The 15,879-nt window shown below is 42.9% G+C and carries 18 protein-coding genes; 14 read left to right on the forward strand and 4 right to left on the reverse strand.

Annotation, left to right across the window (positions count from 1 at the left end):
* Positions 1 to 125: 125 nt before the first annotated feature.
* On the reverse strand, positions 126 to 314 hold the full coding sequence (locus AC0DBE_RS01905) for a hypothetical protein (RefSeq protein ID WP_333516595.1): 189 nt from the start codon (positions 312 to 314) through the stop codon (positions 126 to 128).
* 662 nt (positions 315 to 976) lie between these two features.
* On the opposite strand from AC0DBE_RS01905, the gene greA reads away from it, so the two are divergent.
* The 3 genes from greA (at position 977) to AC0DBE_RS01920 (ending at position 4,021) form a co-directional block, all read left to right on the forward strand.
* A complete protein-coding gene (gene greA / locus AC0DBE_RS01910) occupies positions 977 to 1,450 on the forward strand; it encodes a transcription elongation factor GreA (RefSeq protein WP_003225918.1) in 474 nt (157 codons plus the stop codon).
* 53 nt (positions 1,451 to 1,503) lie between these two features.
* Positions 1,504 to 3,258, forward strand: a complete 1,755-nt coding sequence (locus AC0DBE_RS01915) for a peptidoglycan D,D-transpeptidase FtsI family protein (RefSeq protein ID WP_472960889.1) — start codon at positions 1,504 to 1,506, stop codon at positions 3,256 to 3,258.
* A 64-nt stretch (positions 3,259 to 3,322) separates the two neighbouring features.
* Positions 3,323 to 4,021, forward strand: coding sequence for a YrrS family protein (locus AC0DBE_RS01920; RefSeq protein ID WP_003225922.1), 699 nt, complete (start codon positions 3,323 to 3,325; stop codon positions 4,019 to 4,021).
* A gap of 36 nt (positions 4,022 to 4,057) precedes the next feature.
* Here AC0DBE_RS01920 and AC0DBE_RS01925 read toward each other — a convergent pair whose 3' ends face one another.
* On the reverse strand, positions 4,058 to 4,261 hold the full coding sequence (locus tag AC0DBE_RS01925) for a YrzA family protein (RefSeq protein ID WP_003225924.1): 204 nt from the start codon (positions 4,259 to 4,261) through the stop codon (positions 4,058 to 4,060).
* A 191-nt stretch (positions 4,262 to 4,452) separates the two neighbouring features.
* Here AC0DBE_RS01925 and AC0DBE_RS01930 point away from each other — a divergent pair, with 191 nt between their 5' ends.
* The 5 genes from AC0DBE_RS01930 to AC0DBE_RS01950 all read left to right on the forward strand — a co-directional run bounded on the left by AC0DBE_RS01930 (position 4,453) and on the right by AC0DBE_RS01950 (position 8,251).
* Complete coding sequence (locus AC0DBE_RS01930) at positions 4,453 to 5,094, forward strand: class I SAM-dependent DNA methyltransferase (protein WP_072566613.1); 642 nt, start codon at positions 4,453 to 4,455, stop codon at positions 5,092 to 5,094.
* 20 nt (positions 5,095 to 5,114) lie between these two features.
* The gene (gene mtnN / locus AC0DBE_RS01935) at positions 5,115 to 5,810 is read left to right on the forward strand and encodes a 5'-methylthioadenosine/S-adenosylhomocysteine nucleosidase (protein ID WP_061186654.1); all 696 of its coding nucleotides are present in this window, start codon (positions 5,115 to 5,117) and stop codon (positions 5,808 to 5,810) included.
* A gap of 63 nt (positions 5,811 to 5,873) precedes the next feature.
* Complete coding sequence (locus tag AC0DBE_RS01940) at positions 5,874 to 6,797, forward strand: O-acetylserine dependent cystathionine beta-synthase (RefSeq protein ID WP_072566612.1); 924 nt, start codon at positions 5,874 to 5,876, stop codon at positions 6,795 to 6,797.
* Between the two features lies 1 nt (position 6,798).
* Positions 6,799 to 7,938 (forward strand): bifunctional cystathionine gamma-lyase/homocysteine desulfhydrase, encoded by a 1,140-nt coding sequence (locus AC0DBE_RS01945; protein ID WP_014114592.1) that lies wholly within the window; start codon positions 6,799 to 6,801, stop codon positions 7,936 to 7,938.
* 82 nt (positions 7,939 to 8,020) lie between these two features.
* Entirely contained in the window at positions 8,021 to 8,251 is a 231-nt protein-coding gene (locus tag AC0DBE_RS01950) for a YrhC family protein (protein ID WP_472960890.1), read from the forward strand.
* Positions 8,252 to 8,287: 36 nt separating this feature from the next.
* On the opposite strand, the gene AC0DBE_RS01955 is transcribed toward AC0DBE_RS01950, so the two are convergent.
* The gene (locus AC0DBE_RS01955; RefSeq protein ID WP_003225938.1) at positions 8,288 to 8,770 is read right to left on the reverse strand and encodes a helical membrane plugin domain-containing protein; all 483 of its coding nucleotides are present in this window, start codon (positions 8,768 to 8,770) and stop codon (positions 8,288 to 8,290) included.
* A gap of 18 nt (positions 8,771 to 8,788) precedes the next feature.
* On the reverse strand, positions 8,789 to 11,731 hold the full coding sequence (gene fdhF, locus AC0DBE_RS01960) for a formate dehydrogenase subunit alpha (protein ID WP_072182157.1): 2,943 nt from the start codon (positions 11,729 to 11,731) through the stop codon (positions 8,789 to 8,791).
* Positions 11,732 to 12,045: 314 nt separating this feature from the next.
* Here fdhF and AC0DBE_RS01965 point away from each other — a divergent pair, with 314 nt between their 5' ends.
* From AC0DBE_RS01965 to fatR, 6 genes are all read left to right on the forward strand, one after another.
* Positions 12,046 to 12,414, forward strand: a complete 369-nt coding sequence (locus tag AC0DBE_RS01965; protein ID WP_003237353.1) for a Na-translocating system protein MpsC family protein — start codon at positions 12,046 to 12,048, stop codon at positions 12,412 to 12,414.
* A gap of 263 nt (positions 12,415 to 12,677) precedes the next feature.
* The gene (locus tag AC0DBE_RS01970) at positions 12,678 to 13,478 is read left to right on the forward strand and encodes a formate/nitrite transporter family protein (RefSeq protein ID WP_003225944.1); all 801 of its coding nucleotides are present in this window, start codon (positions 12,678 to 12,680) and stop codon (positions 13,476 to 13,478) included.
* A gap of 389 nt (positions 13,479 to 13,867) precedes the next feature.
* Positions 13,868 to 14,017: a YrzI family small protein gene (locus AC0DBE_RS01975; RefSeq protein ID WP_003237348.1), complete on the forward strand. Its 150-nt coding sequence runs from the start codon at positions 13,868 to 13,870 to the stop codon at positions 14,015 to 14,017.
* A 155-nt stretch (positions 14,018 to 14,172) separates the two neighbouring features.
* Positions 14,173 to 14,331 carry a hypothetical protein gene (locus tag AC0DBE_RS01980; RefSeq protein ID WP_014114589.1) on the forward strand — a complete coding sequence of 53 codons (159 nt, stop codon included), beginning with the start codon at positions 14,173 to 14,175 and terminating at the stop codon, positions 14,329 to 14,331.
* A 189-nt stretch (positions 14,332 to 14,520) separates the two neighbouring features.
* The gene (locus AC0DBE_RS01985; RefSeq protein ID WP_061186650.1) at positions 14,521 to 15,063 is read left to right on the forward strand and encodes a class I SAM-dependent methyltransferase; all 543 of its coding nucleotides are present in this window, start codon (positions 14,521 to 14,523) and stop codon (positions 15,061 to 15,063) included.
* A gap of 222 nt (positions 15,064 to 15,285) precedes the next feature.
* Positions 15,286 to 15,870, forward strand: coding sequence for a transcriptional regulator FatR (gene fatR / locus AC0DBE_RS01990; RefSeq protein ID WP_041521019.1), 585 nt, complete (start codon positions 15,286 to 15,288; stop codon positions 15,868 to 15,870).
* Positions 15,871 to 15,879: the final 9 nt, after the last annotated feature.

The following is a 15,879-nucleotide window of genomic DNA, read 5'->3' on the forward strand; positions in this document are numbered from 1 at the left end:
TTTACCACGAGGAAAAGGCGAATAATTGAAAAGTCTTTGTCTTATAGGAAAATGATTCATTTGATCTGTGTCTTTGTTCCTGTTTTGTAAAACGGAAAAGTCCCGACTCATTTCACAGCGGGACTTTATATAATCCATATTTTGTTTTTTTTATCCCATGAAAGCGCGCCTTTGCGGATCAGACTTTTTGTAGTCTCACGGATCTCCTGTTCGCTTTTCCCAGTCTTTCTTTTGAGTTCTTGTAAAGTCGGGTTCTTTCTATATAAATGCATGTTCACAATGATCCGATATAACTTTCGTTCAAAGTCGGTCATGGTAAAAACCTACTTGATGATTTTCTCATTAATTTGTTAGTGGCTTTACCTGCAGAATGCCGGGTAATGCTTTTTCTGAGCGATCCTTTACTTGTTGCTTGCACATTGCCTAAGATGCGTGCTAAAGTAAGTGAAAATCCATGGGCGTTGTTAAGAATCAAATGAGTCACTCCCTTATCAAGTACACACATCAATTATACTAGAAGAGAAATGCCCACATTGCCCACAGTTTGCCCATACTTTTTTATAAAACAGTGTAAACCAGAGCAAATTGACATATACGGAAACCTTACATAAAGCCTGACATAGTAGGATTTCGTTATAAATGGGTTGTACTCACTACTCTAGAGGAACAATTGATCTGATGGTCACAAAAATCCAAACCATTCTTGAACAAAACGCGATTTTGTAATACCATAGCATAGACATAAATAACTCTGACCATATTATGTATAGGCAGGAAGGGGATGTGCAAATTCCCTTCTTTCCCTGTTTATAAACGCGAAATATTTGCAGAACGACAAGATTCAGTTTAAGATAAACAGTACCTATATGGGAGAGAAGAACGAGGACTGCCCTGTGTTCTCATTCTTGTATTTTTTAGTTTATGCTCTCATACATAATCGAAGATGTTGAGGGACAACCAGAAGGAGTGAAGGGACATGGCACAAGAGAAAGTTTTTCCTATGACTGAAGAAGGAAAACAAAAACTTGAACAAGAATTAGAATATTTGAAAACGGTTAAACGAAAAGAAGTAGTAGAACGCATCAAAATTGCGAGAAGTTTCGGAGACCTTTCCGAGAACTCTGAATACGATTCAGCGAAAGAAGAGCAGGCATTCGTAGAGGGTCGTGTGACGACTCTTGAAAATATGATCCGCAACGCGAAAATCATTGAAGATGACGGCGGCTCTAACGTTGTCGGTTTGGGTAAAACCGTCACTTTCGTCGAACTGCCTGACGGTGATGAAGAATCATATACAATCGTTGGAAGCGCTGAAGCTGATCCGTTTGAAGGGAAAATCTCAAACGATTCACCGATCGCAAAAAGCCTGCTGGGCAAAAAAGTAGATGAAGAAGTCACAGTTCAAACACCGGGTGGAGAAATGCTCGTGAAAATTGTGAAAATTTCATAATATCCGTTTAGCAAAGAAACACCTCGTCCACAATGTGGGTGAGGTGTTTTTTTATGAAGATATCGAAACGAATGAAGCTGGCAGTCATTGCTTTTTTGATCGTGTTTTTTCTGCTTCTGCTAAGGCTGGCGGAAATCCAGCTGTTTTTCACAGAATCATTTTCAAAAAAGAAAATCAATTTGATCCAGGAAAGCGTGAAACAGCGGACGGAGGAAGTGCTCATTTCTGACGGAAGAGGCTCCTTTTTAGATCGAAACGGGCAGGCGCTGACCGGCCAAAGCGAGCCTGCGGTTGTTTTGTTTCCTTTTCTGCTGACGCAGGATTGGCCGATCAAAAAGGTTGCGGACATCCTCGGCATGTCTGAAGATGAACTGCACCAGACACTCGCAAAAGCGAAAAAACCGGTCATTTTGCAACAAAAGAAAATCAAAACACTTTCGAAACAATCCATCACAAAAATCAATTCTTTGAAATATCCCGGCGTTTACGGCGTATATATGGAGAATGAAGACAAGCCCAGCCTTGCTTCACATACAATAGGGAGCACGAATCAAGATCCGGCGCTTCTCCGCAAGAAATATCCTGATATGGAGAACCTTCCGATTACAACAAAAATCGGTACAACCGGTTTAGAACGGACATTTGATGAGTTTTTGCTTCCGGAACAAGACACAAAGCTTTTATATCATGTGGACGGAAAAGGAAACCCTTTGTTTGGCATGGACGTCAAATATACAGCTGAAGCCAATACATTTTATCCGCTCCAGATCAAAACAACGATCGATCAAAGCATTCAAAAAGCGATGGAGGAGGTATTGGATGAACAGGGGCTGAAAAAAGGAGGAGCTGTGCTGCTGGACATCGAAAATAGCAGCGTTCTGGGAATTGTAAGCAAACCGGATGCCGATGTCTCACGGCAAAACACGCTTCAAAATTATATGCTGACGCCAATCTATCCCGGTTCTGTTTTTAAAACAGTCATTGCCGCAGCTGCGATCGAAAATGATACGGTGAAGCCGAGCCAAACCTTTAATTGTAATTTAAACCTGTACAGGGAACCGGGCGACGACAAAGGAACCTTGTCTTTTGATGAAAGTTTTGCCCAAAGCTGCAATTACACATTTACGAGTCTTGCAGAACAATTAATGAAAAAAGACAGCTCGGTTATTGAAGACATGTCCGAAAAGCTGGCTCTCACTGATCGGGCAGGCTGGGAAGGAAAACTGTATCACGAAACAGATTTCCGCCAGTTGTATAACGAAAAAAGCGGCGTGATTTGGGGGGATGAAAAAGACAAATCAGTCAAAAAAGCCATTGCGCAAACAGCGATCGGGCAGAAAAATGTAAGGGTAACGCCACTCGAGGTAGCCAATATGATGGCGACAATCGCCCGCGGCGGAGACAAGCGGCAGGTGAAAATCGCTGAACAAATTGAATATAAAAACGGCACAACACTCGTTAAGTTTAAAGATCAAAAGCTCAAAGGAGAAACGATAGATAAATATACGGCACAGCAGCTTCAAAAAATGCTGCGGCGGGTGGTGGAATCTCCTTCCGGAACGGGCAGAAGGTTTCAGGATCTTCCGTATACTGTAGCAGGGAAGTCAGGCACAGCCCAGACAGGCAAGCTTTCAAAAGAGAAAGAAACACTCTATGAAAAATGGTTTGCCGGATATTTTCCGGCGGATAAGCCGAAATACGCTCTTGTCGTATTACACATGGATACGCCGGGGGATAAGGCTCTGACAAATTCGGTGTTTTATGATATTGTTAAAAAAGTACACGAAATTGAAATCAATAAGAAATAGAACAACTTCTCAGCACATGGTAAAATATATGCTGAGCCAAGAGGGATAAAGGAGTGCAGAATTATTGAGCAATAATCAATCTCGTTATGAAAACCGTGATAAGCGCAGGAAAGCTAATTTAGTGCTTAACATTTTAATCGCAATCGTATCCATACTAATTGTCGTAGTAGCAGCTAATCTCTTCATTAACAGTCCTTCTAGCAAAGATGTCAGCAAGGATTCTGAAACAGCGCAAAAACAGGAATCTCCGGCTTCAGGAAAGACGGAAAAGAAATCGGACGAAGATATAAAAGACAGCAAGAAAGATACATCTGACAGCGAAAAGGATTCTGAGAAATCTTCTGACTCAGATTCCAAAAAAGATGATTCTTCTTCTAAAAGTGATGATTCTGATTCAGACTCAAGCTCAGATTCAGATGACCCGCTTAAAGACGCAAAAGTTACTGAAGGCGGCTCATCAAGCGACGTGGAAAAAACGTATGAAAATCCTGACTGGAAAGCAGTTGGAACTGAGCAGACGGGCGAACACGCCGCCACTTATGACTCAAGCTCACAAGACTGGGCTGAGATGCTAAAAGCCATTTCATATGCAACTGGTGTTTCAACAGATCACATGACGGTGCTCTGGCTCGGAAACAACGGCAGCCCTCAGGATGCCAAAGGCAAGATTTTAGACAAGACGACTGGGGATAAATATCAAGTCACGATTACATGGGTTGATGAAAAAGGCTGGAAGCCGACAAAAGTAGAAAAACTAAAATAAACAAAAGCAGCCGGTTAAGAGCCGGCTGCTTTTGTTTTAGGCCTCAGCTGCGAAATGAACAACCGCGCTGTACAATATTCTTCCGTCTGCCACAGCAGTTTGGTGTGATACAGATTTCACCCGGAGCATGATGGCTTTATTGTTTTCAATTTGTGTATTGATTTTCTTTTCAAGCTCCTGCAATGAAGCCGCTTCAAAAAATTCCACTTTGTCTTTTATCAAATCTAATTGAAAATTCATCTCTCGACCCTCCAGCTTTCACAAGTCATATGAAGTATAAGCTTTTTTGCGGTAAACGCGCAATATAGATGGCATAAAATACACAAAGTGTTTTAGTACCTGCTTTCCAGAAGATGTGGTATTATAGGAACTGTTCCATCATTAATTCATAGTATGCATATAGGAATTATAAAATATGGAGTGTGACAAATATGGGGCGTGAATTTATCCCTCTCTTTGAAGACTGGGCAGCAACTTATGACCAAACAGTACAAGGTTTTGATATTCAGTATAAAGAAGCGTTCAGAGGCTACGATGATATCCTTGATGCCATCGTCAGCAGGTCTGGAACGCATGTGTTAGAATTTGGCCCGGGGACGGGGAATTTGACAGCCAAGCTGCTGGAGGCGGGCAAATCTGTATTTGGAATTGAACCGTCTCCCGCAATGCGCAAATTGGCTTCTGACAAGCTTTCAGGCAGGGCGGAAATCGTTGACGGGGACTTCCTGGCATTTCCTGAACCGCCATTTCATGCTGACACAATTGTCAGTTCATATGCTTTTCATCACTTGACCGACGAAGAAAAGCGGGCTGCCATAAAGCAATATGGCAAATACCTTCACTTGCATGATAGAATAGTGTTTGCCGATACCGTCTTTGAAGATGTGCAAGCATATCAACAGGCTATTGATAAAGCCCGTTCTCAAGGCTTCTATCAGCTGGCAAATGATTTAGAGACGGAGCATTATCCTACATTGGATGCGTTGAAAGCGATGTTTACAGCTGAAGGTTTTGCAGTCCAATTCACTCAGCAAAACGACTTCGTGTGGATAATGGAGGCGATCAAACGGTAAAGTGAAGGGAATGTGAATAGATGAAACTAGCAGTCATCGGAGCAATGGAAGAGGAAGTTACCATCCTAAGAAGCAAACTTGAAAATGCAAAAACAGAAACAATCGCACACTGTGAATTTACAACAGGCGAATATGAAGGAACCGAAGTGATTCTTTTAAAATCAGGAATTGGAAAAGTAAATGCTGCCATCAGCACAACGCTTCTGCTTGACCGTTACAAGCCTGATTATGTCATTAACACAGGCTCAGCGGGCGGATTTCATCATACACTGAATGTAGGAGACGTCGTTATTTCTACTGATGTTCGCCACCATGATGTAGATGTAACAGCCTTTGATTATGAATACGGTCAGGTTCCGGGTCTTCCTGCTGCTTATGCGGCAGATGAAAAGCTGATCAGCATCACTGAAGAAGCAATTTCTGAACTAGACGGCATTCAGGTCGCAAAAGGAACGATCGCAACAGGCGATTCTTTCATGAACGATCCAAAGCGGGTTGAAGAGGTGCGTGCGAGATTTTCTGATCTGTACGCGGTTGAAATGGAGGCTGCGGCAGTAGCTCAAGTGTGCCATCAATTTAAAACGCCGTTTGTCGTCATCAGAGCGTTATCTGATATCGCAGGAAAAGAATCACATGTATCATTTGACCAATTTTTAGAGCAGGCGGCTGTCAATTCAACAGAGCTTGTGTTAAAAGTGATCAAACGAATTCATTAAAAACGGGGGAGAATTCTCCTCCGTTTTCCCTAAAAACAACCTCTATCAAGGAGGAGGACATATATGACTGTTATTACGGACATTACCGAGCTGATTGGGAACACACCGCTTCTCCGCCTGAAGAACTTTGATGTCCCTGAAGGAGTCGCAGTGTATGCCAAGCTTGAAATGATGAATCCCGGTGGAAGCATCAAAGACAGACTGGGAGATATGCTGATCCGTGACGCCCTGGAGTCGGGAAAGGTGAAGCCCGGCGGAGTGATTATAGAAGCCACGGCAGGCAATACAGGGATCGGCCTTGCGCTGAGTGCCAGAAAATATGGGTTAAAAGCGATTTTCTGTGTCCCTGAACATTTCAGCACAGAGAAGCAGCAAATTATGCAAGCGCTTGGATCATCAATTATCCATACACCGCGTCAAGACGGAATGCAGGGAGCCATTCAAAAAGCCATTCAGCTGGAGACAGAAATTGAAAATTCTTATTGCGTTTTGCAATTTAAAAACCAAGTAAATCCATCGACTTACTACAAGACGCTTGGACCTGAAATATGGGAAGCGCTTGACGGCAATATTCATACGTTTGTCGCAGGGGCAGGATCAGGGGGCACATTCGCAGGAACTGCTTCCTTCTTAAAAGAAAAACATCCAGCAGTCAAAACAGTGATTGTTGAACCAGAGGGCTCCATTTTAAATGGCGGAGAGCCACACGCTCATAAAACAGAAGGCATCGGCATGGAGTTCATCCCCGATTATATGAATGAGAGCCATTTTGATGAGATCTACACCGTAACAGATGAGAATGCGTTTAGACTTGTGAAAGAAGCGGCAGAAAAAGAAGGTCTGCTGATCGGAAGCTCTTCAGGTGCAGCGCTTTATGCAGCATTGGAGGAAGCGAAAAAAGCATCCGCAGGAACAAACATTGTCACCGTATTTCCTGACAGCAGTGATCGATATATCAGCAAACAAATATACGAAGGAGGCATCTGATATGAAGAAAAAAACATTGATGATTCATGGGGGAATCACAGGTGATGAGAAAACAGGCGCAGTGTCCGTGCCTATTTATCAAGTAAGCACGTACAAGCAGCCGAAAGCAGGGCAGCATACCGGCTATGAGTATTCAAGAACGGCCAATCCGACAAGGTCCGCTCTCGAAGCACTTGTGACAGAGCTGGAAGGCGGGGAAGCAGGCTATGCGTTCAGTTCTGGAATGGCTGCTATTACAGCGGTTATGATGCTGTTTAACAGCGGAGATCATGTCGTGTTGACTGATGATGTGTATGGCGGAACATACCGCGTGATGACAAAGGTACTTAATCGTCTTGGCATTGAATCAACATTTGTCGATACAAGCAGCAGAGAAGAAGTTGAAAAAGCGATTCGCCCAAACACAAAAGCCATTTATATTGAGACACCGACAAACCCGCTGCTCAAAATCACCGACTTGGCGCTCATGGCTGATATCGCAAAAAAAGCGGGTGTTCTGCTTATCGTCGACAATACCTTTAACACTCCTTATTTTCAGCAGCCGCTTACTTTAGGAGCTGATATCGTGCTTCACAGTGCGACAAAATATCTTGGCGGACACAGTGACGTCGTCGGCGGTTTAGTTGTGACAGCTTCGAAAGAGCTTGGAGAAGAGCTGCATTTTGTGCAAAACTCCACAGGCGGCGTCCTTGGCCCTCAAGATTCCTGGCTGTTAATGAGAGGAATCAAAACATTGGGACTCAGAATGGAAGCGATCGATCAAAATGCGCGGAAAATCGCAAGTTTTCTGGAGAATCATCCTGGTGTCCAAACGTTATATTATCCTGGTTCTTCAAATCATCCCGGACATGAGCTGGCAAAAACACAAGGGTCTGGCTTCGGTGGCATGATCTCCTTTGATATCGGCAGTGAAGAGCGGGTTGATGCATTTTTAGGGAATCTGAAACTGTTTACCATTGCTGAAAGCCTGGGCGCGGTAGAAAGCTTAATTTCTGTTCCGGCAAGAATGACACATGCCTCTATTCCGAGAGAGCGCAGGCTTGAATTAGGCATTACGGACGGATTGATTAGAATTTCTGTAGGAATTGAAGATGCGGAGGATTTGCTGGAAGATATTGAGCAGGCGCTTGAAAATATATAACAAATGGATAGAATTACTTTCTCTGTAAGCTGCCAGATTATATTATAATAGTCGTATACTATGAATCTGGCAGGTGATTCTTTTGAATAAAAATAGAATGAAATCTTTAAAAGAAGACTACAAGCATTTTGCTTTTACATTGCTTGCAGTCAGCACTTTTTTATATATAGGCGCAGTTCTTCCCGATCAAGGCTTAACGTTAGGCCAGAAATCGATGATGTTTTTGGTGGATTGCGTGTTTTTAGCAGGTGCCTTCTTTTGCGTTGATCGTTCATTGATTTACAAGAAGCGTTTGGAAGAAGCCGACGAATAAAAAACAGCCATCAACTCAGCGATGGCTGTTTTTTTATTATTTTTCTTGCAGTTCTTTTCCCATGCCTTTTAAAAACTGAAGGCCGAAGCCGACGGCTCTGTTGATATCAGGATCGTTCATGGCTTTTAAAAGGTCAAGAATTCCTACTTTCTTGTCTTCTTTTAAAAAGCTTTGCGCCTGTTCAGTTCCAGCCATCACGCTTTCTAAAAGCTTTCCTGTGAACTCAGGATCTGCTTTTGTTAATGCGCCTCCGGCGGCCATCATCGTGTTGATGAGATTGGTGACGGGCTCACGCGAAACCTGGCCAAGCGCAATCTTGGCGATGTCTTCTTTCGCTCTCAGCATGCTTGTTGCCGCATCAAAAATTCCAAGTTCATTCAGTTCATTCATTAACGTCATCGTTTTAGAGACGGCATCCTCATTTTCCGCCAGCAGCTCTTTCAGCTCTTCTATTTTTTCAAGCTTGATTTGTTCTGCTGTTTTTGTTTCTTTTTTGATCGTCGTAATCGGAGTGGCCATTCGTTTTCCTCCTTTCGTTTAATCAGTCAGATGGACATAGCCCGGACGGTTCCATTTTCTTTCTGCTTCGACCCCGTTTTGCGGGTGCCGTTTTTTGTTCCGCGGATTTGTTTTCGGAAGCGGCGCTGTTTCGCAGCCTCCAAGCACCTCCATGCGGACCTTCGTCTGTTTATAAGCAGGCGTGTTCGTCCGTTTATCAGCTGCAGGCCCCGTCAGGAAGTTAATCGCTGACTCTTTGTCTGTTGAGTTCATTGGCAGATAAAGTTCATTTTTCCGCACACGGTCTGTGATCAGCGCGTTTAATTTGACTGCTCCGAACGGAGAAACGAGCCGTACAAGCGAACCGTCACAAACACCCCGCTCCTGTGCAAGCTCAGGCGAGATTTCAACAAATACATTCGGCACTTTTGCTTGAATGCCTTTCGATTTATTTGTCATGTTTCCTTCGTGGAAATGCTCCAGCATCCGGCCGTTATTGATATGAAGATCGTATTCTTCCGGAAATGCCGCTGGCTCAGTCCAATCAGAAAGGGCAAAGCGGGCTTTTTTGTCAGGGAAATTAAATCCGTCTTCATACAGAAGCGGTGTGCTTTCACCTGAGTAGCTGCCCCATAGGAAGCTGTTCCAGCCTTCAAGCACCTCATAGCTTGCTTTGGCAAACAGAGGAGAAAGGCTCGCCATTTCTGAGAAAATGTCACTTGGATGGCTGTAATTCCAGTTCGCTCCTAAGCGGTTTGCCACCTCTTGAATGATCCACCAATCCGGTTTCGCGTCACCAAGTGTCGGCAGCGCCTGATATAATCGCTGCACGCGGCGTTCAGTATTGGTAAATGTTCCGTCTTTCTCAAGTGAAGGAGTAGCCGGCAAGACGACATCAGCATATTGAGCTGTTCTTGACAAGAAGATATCCTGAACCACGAAGAAATCAAGGCTTGATAAAATATCATGCACATGGTTCGCATTTGAATCGACAAGTGCCATATCCTCACCGACAAGATACATTGCTTTCATTTTTCCTTCTTCAATGGAATGAAGCATTTGAATATTATCTAAACCAGGCTTTCCATCAATCTCGACACCATAAGCCTCTTCAAATTTAGCGCGGGCTTTGTCATCTGTTATATGCTGATATCCAGGCAGCCAGCCAGGCAGTGTTCCCATATCGCAAGCGCCTTGTACGTTATTGTGTCCGCGCAGAGGATAAGCGCCGGCACCCGGACGGCGATAGTTGCCCGTAGCAAGAAGCAGGTTTGAAATCGCTGCTGACGTATCAGAACCGCCTGTATTTTGTGTGACACCCATTCCCCAAAGGACACAAGTTCCATCAGCGTCACGAATCATTTCGGCAATTCGAATGATGTTTTCTTTAGAAAGGCCTGTGATGCGTTCCGCATAATCAAGCGTATAGGTTTTAAGCGTTTCTTTATAATCTTCAAAGTAATTCACGTTCTCATCAATAAACGCCTGATCGTGCCAGCCTTGGTCGATCATATATTTCGTAACAGCCATCAGCCAAACTTGGTCTGTTCCTTGTTTAGGGCTGATGAATAGATCAGACCGCTCAGCCATCTCATTTTTGCGCAAGTCGGCAACGATCAGTTTTTGACCGTGGAGCTTGTGCGCCCGTTTGACACGTGTTGCAAGCACCGGATGTCCTTCCGCCGGATTGGCGCCGACAATGATGACGAGACCGGCCTTGGCAATATCTTTAATCGTGCCGGCGTCACCGCCCATGCCGACAGTGCGGAACAATCCGTCGGTAGCAGGAGACTGGCAGTAGCGTGAGCAGTTATCGACGTTGTTTGTTTCAAATACCTGACGCGCTAATTTTTGAATGACATAGTTTTCTTCATTCGTAATTTTAGAAGAAGAAATAAACCCAACAGATCCATTGCCATACTGCTCTTTAATCGAGCCTAATCTGCTTGCAACAAGATCGAGGGCTTCTTCCCAAGAAGATTCCACAAATGCCCCGTTTTTACGGATTAAAGGCTTTGTGATCCGCTCTTCAGAATTGACGAAATCCCAGCCGAATTTCCCTTTGACACATGTAGAAATCGCGTTAACCGGAGCGTCAGAAACAGGCTGGATCTTTAAAATATCCCGTCCTTTTGTCCATACTTCAAAAGAACATCCGACACCGCAGAACGTACATACAGTTTTGGTTTTTTTCGTTCTCGTTTCACGCATTGCCGCCTCGACTTCAGAAATGGCAAAAATGCTGCCGTAATCAGGTTCAACGTTTTTCACGAGGTCAATCATCGGTTCCATGACATCCTCTTTGATGCCTGTCATAAAGCCTGCCTGCCCGAGCATTGATTTTTCCATCAGCGCATTACATGGGCACACTGTGACACACTGGCCGCAGCTGACACAAGAAGATTCATTGATCGAAACTCCCTCATCCCAAATCACGCGAGGACGTTCGCGTTCCCAGTCGATTGAGAGTGTTTCATTTACCTGAAGGTTTTGACACACCTCAACACACTGGCCGCAGGCAATACATTGGTTTGGATCATAGCGGTAAAACGGGTGAGACATGTCAACCGCGCAAGACGGATCTTCTTTTGGCGTGTATGGGTATTTTTGATGCTCGATCCCCATCATTTCCGCTGTATTATGCAGCGTACAGTTCCCATTGTTGTTATCGCAAACCGTACAATACAGCAAGTGATTTTCAAGAAGGCGGTCCATCGCTTCGGTTTGTGCTTCTTTCACCCGATTTCCGGAAAGATCAATTGACATTCCATTTTCTGCGACCGTAGAGCATGAACGAACCAGTTTGCCGTTTGCCTCTACAATGCAAGTATCACAAGTTTGAATTGGGTCAACCTCTGGAACGTGGCAAATCTGTGGGTACTCAATTCCGTTTTCATTTAAAATATCTAAAATTGTGGCCCCTGCTCGTGCTTGAATTTCTGTTCCGTCAACACGGACACTGATCGACTTAACGTCCATCATATTCATATTCCCCTCCATCTTTCTTTCAAGAAGTCAAAAAAAGCCATGTATAGATACACCTGTCCTTAATTCTAAGAAGGTGTAAACACACATGGCGGAATAGTTCACTAGCAAGTCTTACTAACAGACCAATCCTTGATTTTTATAAACCGATAGACTCATAACAAGATCTTATTACAAATCCATCAACACTGCTTTTATTATAAAGTGATATTTATTATAATACAATATATCAGGAAAATTTTAACCAAGTGAAATGTCCTGAGGGGAACCGGGAAAAGCCTGATGAGGCAGTATCGGAAGGGGTAATCAGCATGTCTAAAAAAATTCATGAGTTCAATGATATTATTCGAAAACTTCGCAAAGAATTGTTCGGAAAAGGGCCTGAACGGATTCATACTGTATTTGTAGAAAACATGGCAGTCTCAACACTGTACGGAAATCTGAGTGCAAGCGAGCAGTTTATCGCCCGCACGCCTGAAGGAAGAGAAATGGTACATGCGGCCCGGACAAGCCTGATTCAAGATCTTTATTCCAAACAAACGCCGGAAGGAATGGAGGAACTGATGGGGGCTAAGCTTGTCCATTTGTTTTCTGATATTAAAATTGAGGAAAATATCGCTGTATCTGTGTTTGTCTTTGACAAAAAAATAGATGATCAAAAAGAAGCTCTGCAAAGCTAGCATATTTATCATTGACACAAATTTGTCACATTTGATATGATGTTGCTACAGTTATAGAAGGCAAAAAGCAATGGGATTGTATGCACGAACTGTATATATTCTCTTTCAATATCTTAATTCTGCTTGATATTGTTGTATGGGTATGCATACAAGTTAGGCAGCATTCAAACGCCTGGTTTTACACAGGTTATTTGAGTGCTGCCTTTTTTATTGCCTTTCTGCCAAAACTGTGAGAAAAGAAGAAATAATGGAGGCGTTTTAGTATGGCTTTTCGGAAACCGGATGAAATAGCAGATGCAGCAATTGAAGCAGGGGTGAAAAAAATAAAGCTTCCGCTGCCGTCTCTGCTTGTGCTGGGGTTTTTAGGAGGCGCATTTATCGCGCTTGGGTACTTGCTTGATATCAGGGTGATCGGCGACCTGCCGAAAGAATGGGGAAGCCTGTCCAGCTTGATCGGGGCTGCAGTATTTCCCGTCGGTCTGATCCTTGTGGTTCTCGCTGGCGCTGAACTGATCACAGGAAATATGATGTCCGTTGCGATGGCTTTATTTTCGAGAAAAATATCAGTAAAAGAATTGGCGGTTAACTGGGGAATCGTCACAATTATGAACTTAATCGGCGCATTATTTGTTGCTTACTTTTTCGGGCATTTGGTTGGATTGACTGAAACAGGCCCTTATTTAGAAAAAACAATCGCCGTTGCACAAGGAAAGCTCGATATGAGCTTCGGCAAGGTTCTCGTTTCCGGCATCGGCTGTAACTGGCTTGTATGTCTTGCCGTTTGGCTTTCTTTCGGCGCTCAAGACGGAGCAGGAAAAATTCTTGGCATCTGGTTCCCAATAATGGCTTTTGTGGCAATCGGATTTCAGCACGTTGTCGCCAACATGTTTGTGATTCCCGCTGCCATTTTTGCTGGCTCGTTCACGTGGGGGCAGTTTATCGGAAACATCATTCCGGCTTTTATCGGCAATGTCATCGGCGGAGCGGTATTTGTCGGTCTCATTTACTTTATCGCATATCATAAGAAAGACCGCTCCAGAAAAGAAATGAAGCAGGTATCATGACCAAAGGATAAATCTATTCGATGATTTGCACAATTTCCGTCCATTTTTAGAAAAAGATGTTTACAAAATGGAATTTAGTGGATATACTTACAAAGTAAGAAAAAAGCAAAGGAGGCTGAACAAAATGACAATGAGACAACGACGTCAACCTGTACGTGATGCACAAGTAAAAGTTCATGGTTCATTCAGCCTGTGGAAGAGTTCGTGTCCTTCCTTAACCGATGCTTATCGCACGCATTAAATCGGAATTAGTCGGACATACGCAACTCCCCGCAGGCAGTAGAGGCATTGGTGTCTTCTTTTGTCTGCGGTTTTTATTTGCCCGCGGCAGAAGGACTGATGCCGCGGGTTATTTCGCTTGAAGCGGACTTTGGAAGGGGGTGAGCGATATGACGATTAACCTATTCTTTTTAACGTTAACGATTAACAAACGGTTTAAAAGCCCGGAAGAATTCGAACGAGAACAGCAGATTGAGCAGATTTATGATGAAATGAAAGAGTCTCAGTTAAAGCATCTTTATTTAACAAACTGGCGCTAAAAGCAATGAAAAGCTGAAGGAGGAGATGACATATGCTTAGAATGGAATTATTGATGCATTATACAATGGAGAAGGACCAAGTTTAGCGAAACAGCTGTCAAGAAAATGCCGGCCTGCATATGATAAATCAACGTTACGGTAAGGCAGGTGATGGCATGATGAACGATTATCAAAAAAGGCTGCCGTCGATAGGCCATGGTTATGCGTCCATGCCGCATTCCTTCAAACATGGTTATGGAAATCCATTCCGTCAGCAGAGGCTGATGGCCATGCAGCAGCATAGGCTGTATGTATTCCCTTATCATTGGCACTAGAAAGAGGGCAGAAAACATTTTGTTTTCTGCTTTTTTTTGCGGATTAAAATGAAAAAGTTCAGTTCCATTGAAACATTTTTAAACACATTGCCGTCTAGTTGATATCTTCATTCCCATTTAGAAATGAAGGTGATGTTTATTTTTCGAATATAATAAATAAACATAGGAAACCAAAAGCAGGTGTTTAAAATGCTAGAAAATAGACTCTATAAACGATCGAATCTTTTGAAATTATTTTCTCGGAAATATAAGCAAACCAAAACAATTGAGCATATGATGATTGACTCTATAGACATACAAGAAAATGACAGAATTTTAGAAATTGGAGTCGGAAAAGGCACTGTCTTTAAGAGCATAACCGAGAAACTGGAAAAGGGAAGCTTAAAAAGCATTGACCCATCAAAGCGAAAGGTAAGGCAAATATCACGCGCGAATCGAAAAAACATCGGAAAAGGGGAGCTTTTTCATGGCTATCCGGAGAACATTCCCTTTGATGACCGTACCTTTAATAAAGTGTTTTCCTTACATACGGTTCAGAGCTGCACTGATATTAGGCTTGCATTAAGAGAAATTTACCGGGTGCTTCAAATTGATGGCCGATTTTACATCAGTATTGATACAAATACTGATGTAAAAGAGAAAATGTATATTCAACTGCTGAAAGACCAGCATTTCAGGGATCTTTCTGTCATTAGGCGTGATTCCTGTCTTTGCATTGTGGCTGTTAAATAAAATCATTTCTCGGGAAATATATCCAGAGCCCTTATATGGGGATTTGGGTATATTTTCTTAATTTTTTATTTTTTGCATATACTTTATATTAAAAAAAGTTTTTTTCATATAAACTGATAACATAAGAAAGGGTAAAGAGGTGATATCAGACAGATCGGGCATTCATTATGAACAAGCGGAATGAATATTCATTCCGTAACAAATCGGAGGTTGTAACATTACATGTTATCCGCATCCAGCAGTAAATACGACATGATTATGAAAGCGTCGGTCTCACTTTTTACGGAAAGGGGATTTAATGCTACCACTATCCCTATGATAGCTGAACGAGCTCATGTGGGAACAGGAACGATCTATCGTTATTTTGACAGCAAAGAAACACTCGTCAACGTATTGTTTCAGGAAAGCATCCAGCGCTTTACGGAAAAGCTGAAGCAAGATTTTTCGGAATTGCCTGTCAGAGAAGGCTTCCACCACGTATTTTGCTGTCTCGTTCAATTTACGAAAGAGAGTGACTATGCGCTTTTTTTTCTTGAAACGAAAAAAAACGCTCATTACTTAAATGACACAAGCAGAAAAATGATAGAAAATCTGACTCATATGCTTGATGACTATTTTAATAAGGGAAAAGCAGAAGGTGTAATTCGCAGCCTGCCCTCTAATGTGTTAATTGCGATTGTGTTAGGGGCATTTCTCAAGATATATCAACTCGTCCAAACGGGTGATATAGAGATGGACATGGATTTAATTACTGAATTGGAACAATGCTGCTGGGACGCCATTAAGCTTCATTCATCACAAAATTAGGAAAGGAAG

It is taken from the genome of Bacillus sp. VA15 (assembly GCF_055721145.1).

Coding starts and splice junctions, on each gene's coding strand:
- AC0DBE_RS01945 (WP_014114592.1), top strand. CDS start 6,799: ATGAAGAAAAAAACATTGATGATTCATGGGGGAATCACAGGTGATGAG.
- mtnN (WP_061186654.1), top strand. CDS start 5,115: ATGAAACTAGCAGTCATCGGAGCAATGGAAGAGGAAGTTACCATCCTA.
- AC0DBE_RS01915 (WP_472960889.1), top strand. CDS start 1,504: ATGAAGATATCGAAACGAATGAAGCTGGCAGTCATTGCTTTTTTGATC.
- fdhF (WP_072182157.1), bottom strand. CDS start 11,731: ATGATGGACGTTAAGTCGATCAGTGTCCGTGTTGACGGAACAGAAATT.
- AC0DBE_RS01905 (WP_333516595.1), bottom strand. CDS start 314: ATGACCGACTTTGAACGAAAGTTATATCGGATCATTGTGAACATGCAT.
- AC0DBE_RS01940 (WP_072566612.1), top strand. CDS start 5,874: ATGACTGTTATTACGGACATTACCGAGCTGATTGGGAACACACCGCTT.
- AC0DBE_RS01925 (WP_003225924.1), bottom strand. CDS start 4,261: ATGAATTTTCAATTAGATTTGATAAAAGACAAAGTGGAATTTTTTGAA.
- AC0DBE_RS01955 (WP_003225938.1), bottom strand. CDS start 8,770: ATGGCCACTCCGATTACGACGATCAAAAAAGAAACAAAAACAGCAGAA.
- AC0DBE_RS01975 (WP_003237348.1), top strand. CDS start 13,868: ATGACGATTAACCTATTCTTTTTAACGTTAACGATTAACAAACGGTTT.
- fatR (WP_041521019.1), top strand. CDS start 15,286: ATGTTATCCGCATCCAGCAGTAAATACGACATGATTATGAAAGCGTCG.
- AC0DBE_RS01930 (WP_072566613.1), top strand. CDS start 4,453: ATGGGGCGTGAATTTATCCCTCTCTTTGAAGACTGGGCAGCAACTTAT.
- greA (WP_003225918.1), top strand. CDS start 977: ATGGCACAAGAGAAAGTTTTTCCTATGACTGAAGAAGGAAAACAAAAA.
- AC0DBE_RS01985 (WP_061186650.1), top strand. CDS start 14,521: ATGCTAGAAAATAGACTCTATAAACGATCGAATCTTTTGAAATTATTT.
- AC0DBE_RS01965 (WP_003237353.1), top strand. CDS start 12,046: ATGTCTAAAAAAATTCATGAGTTCAATGATATTATTCGAAAACTTCGC.
- AC0DBE_RS01970 (WP_003225944.1), top strand. CDS start 12,678: ATGGCTTTTCGGAAACCGGATGAAATAGCAGATGCAGCAATTGAAGCA.
- AC0DBE_RS01980 (WP_014114589.1), top strand. CDS start 14,173: ATGATGAACGATTATCAAAAAAGGCTGCCGTCGATAGGCCATGGTTAT.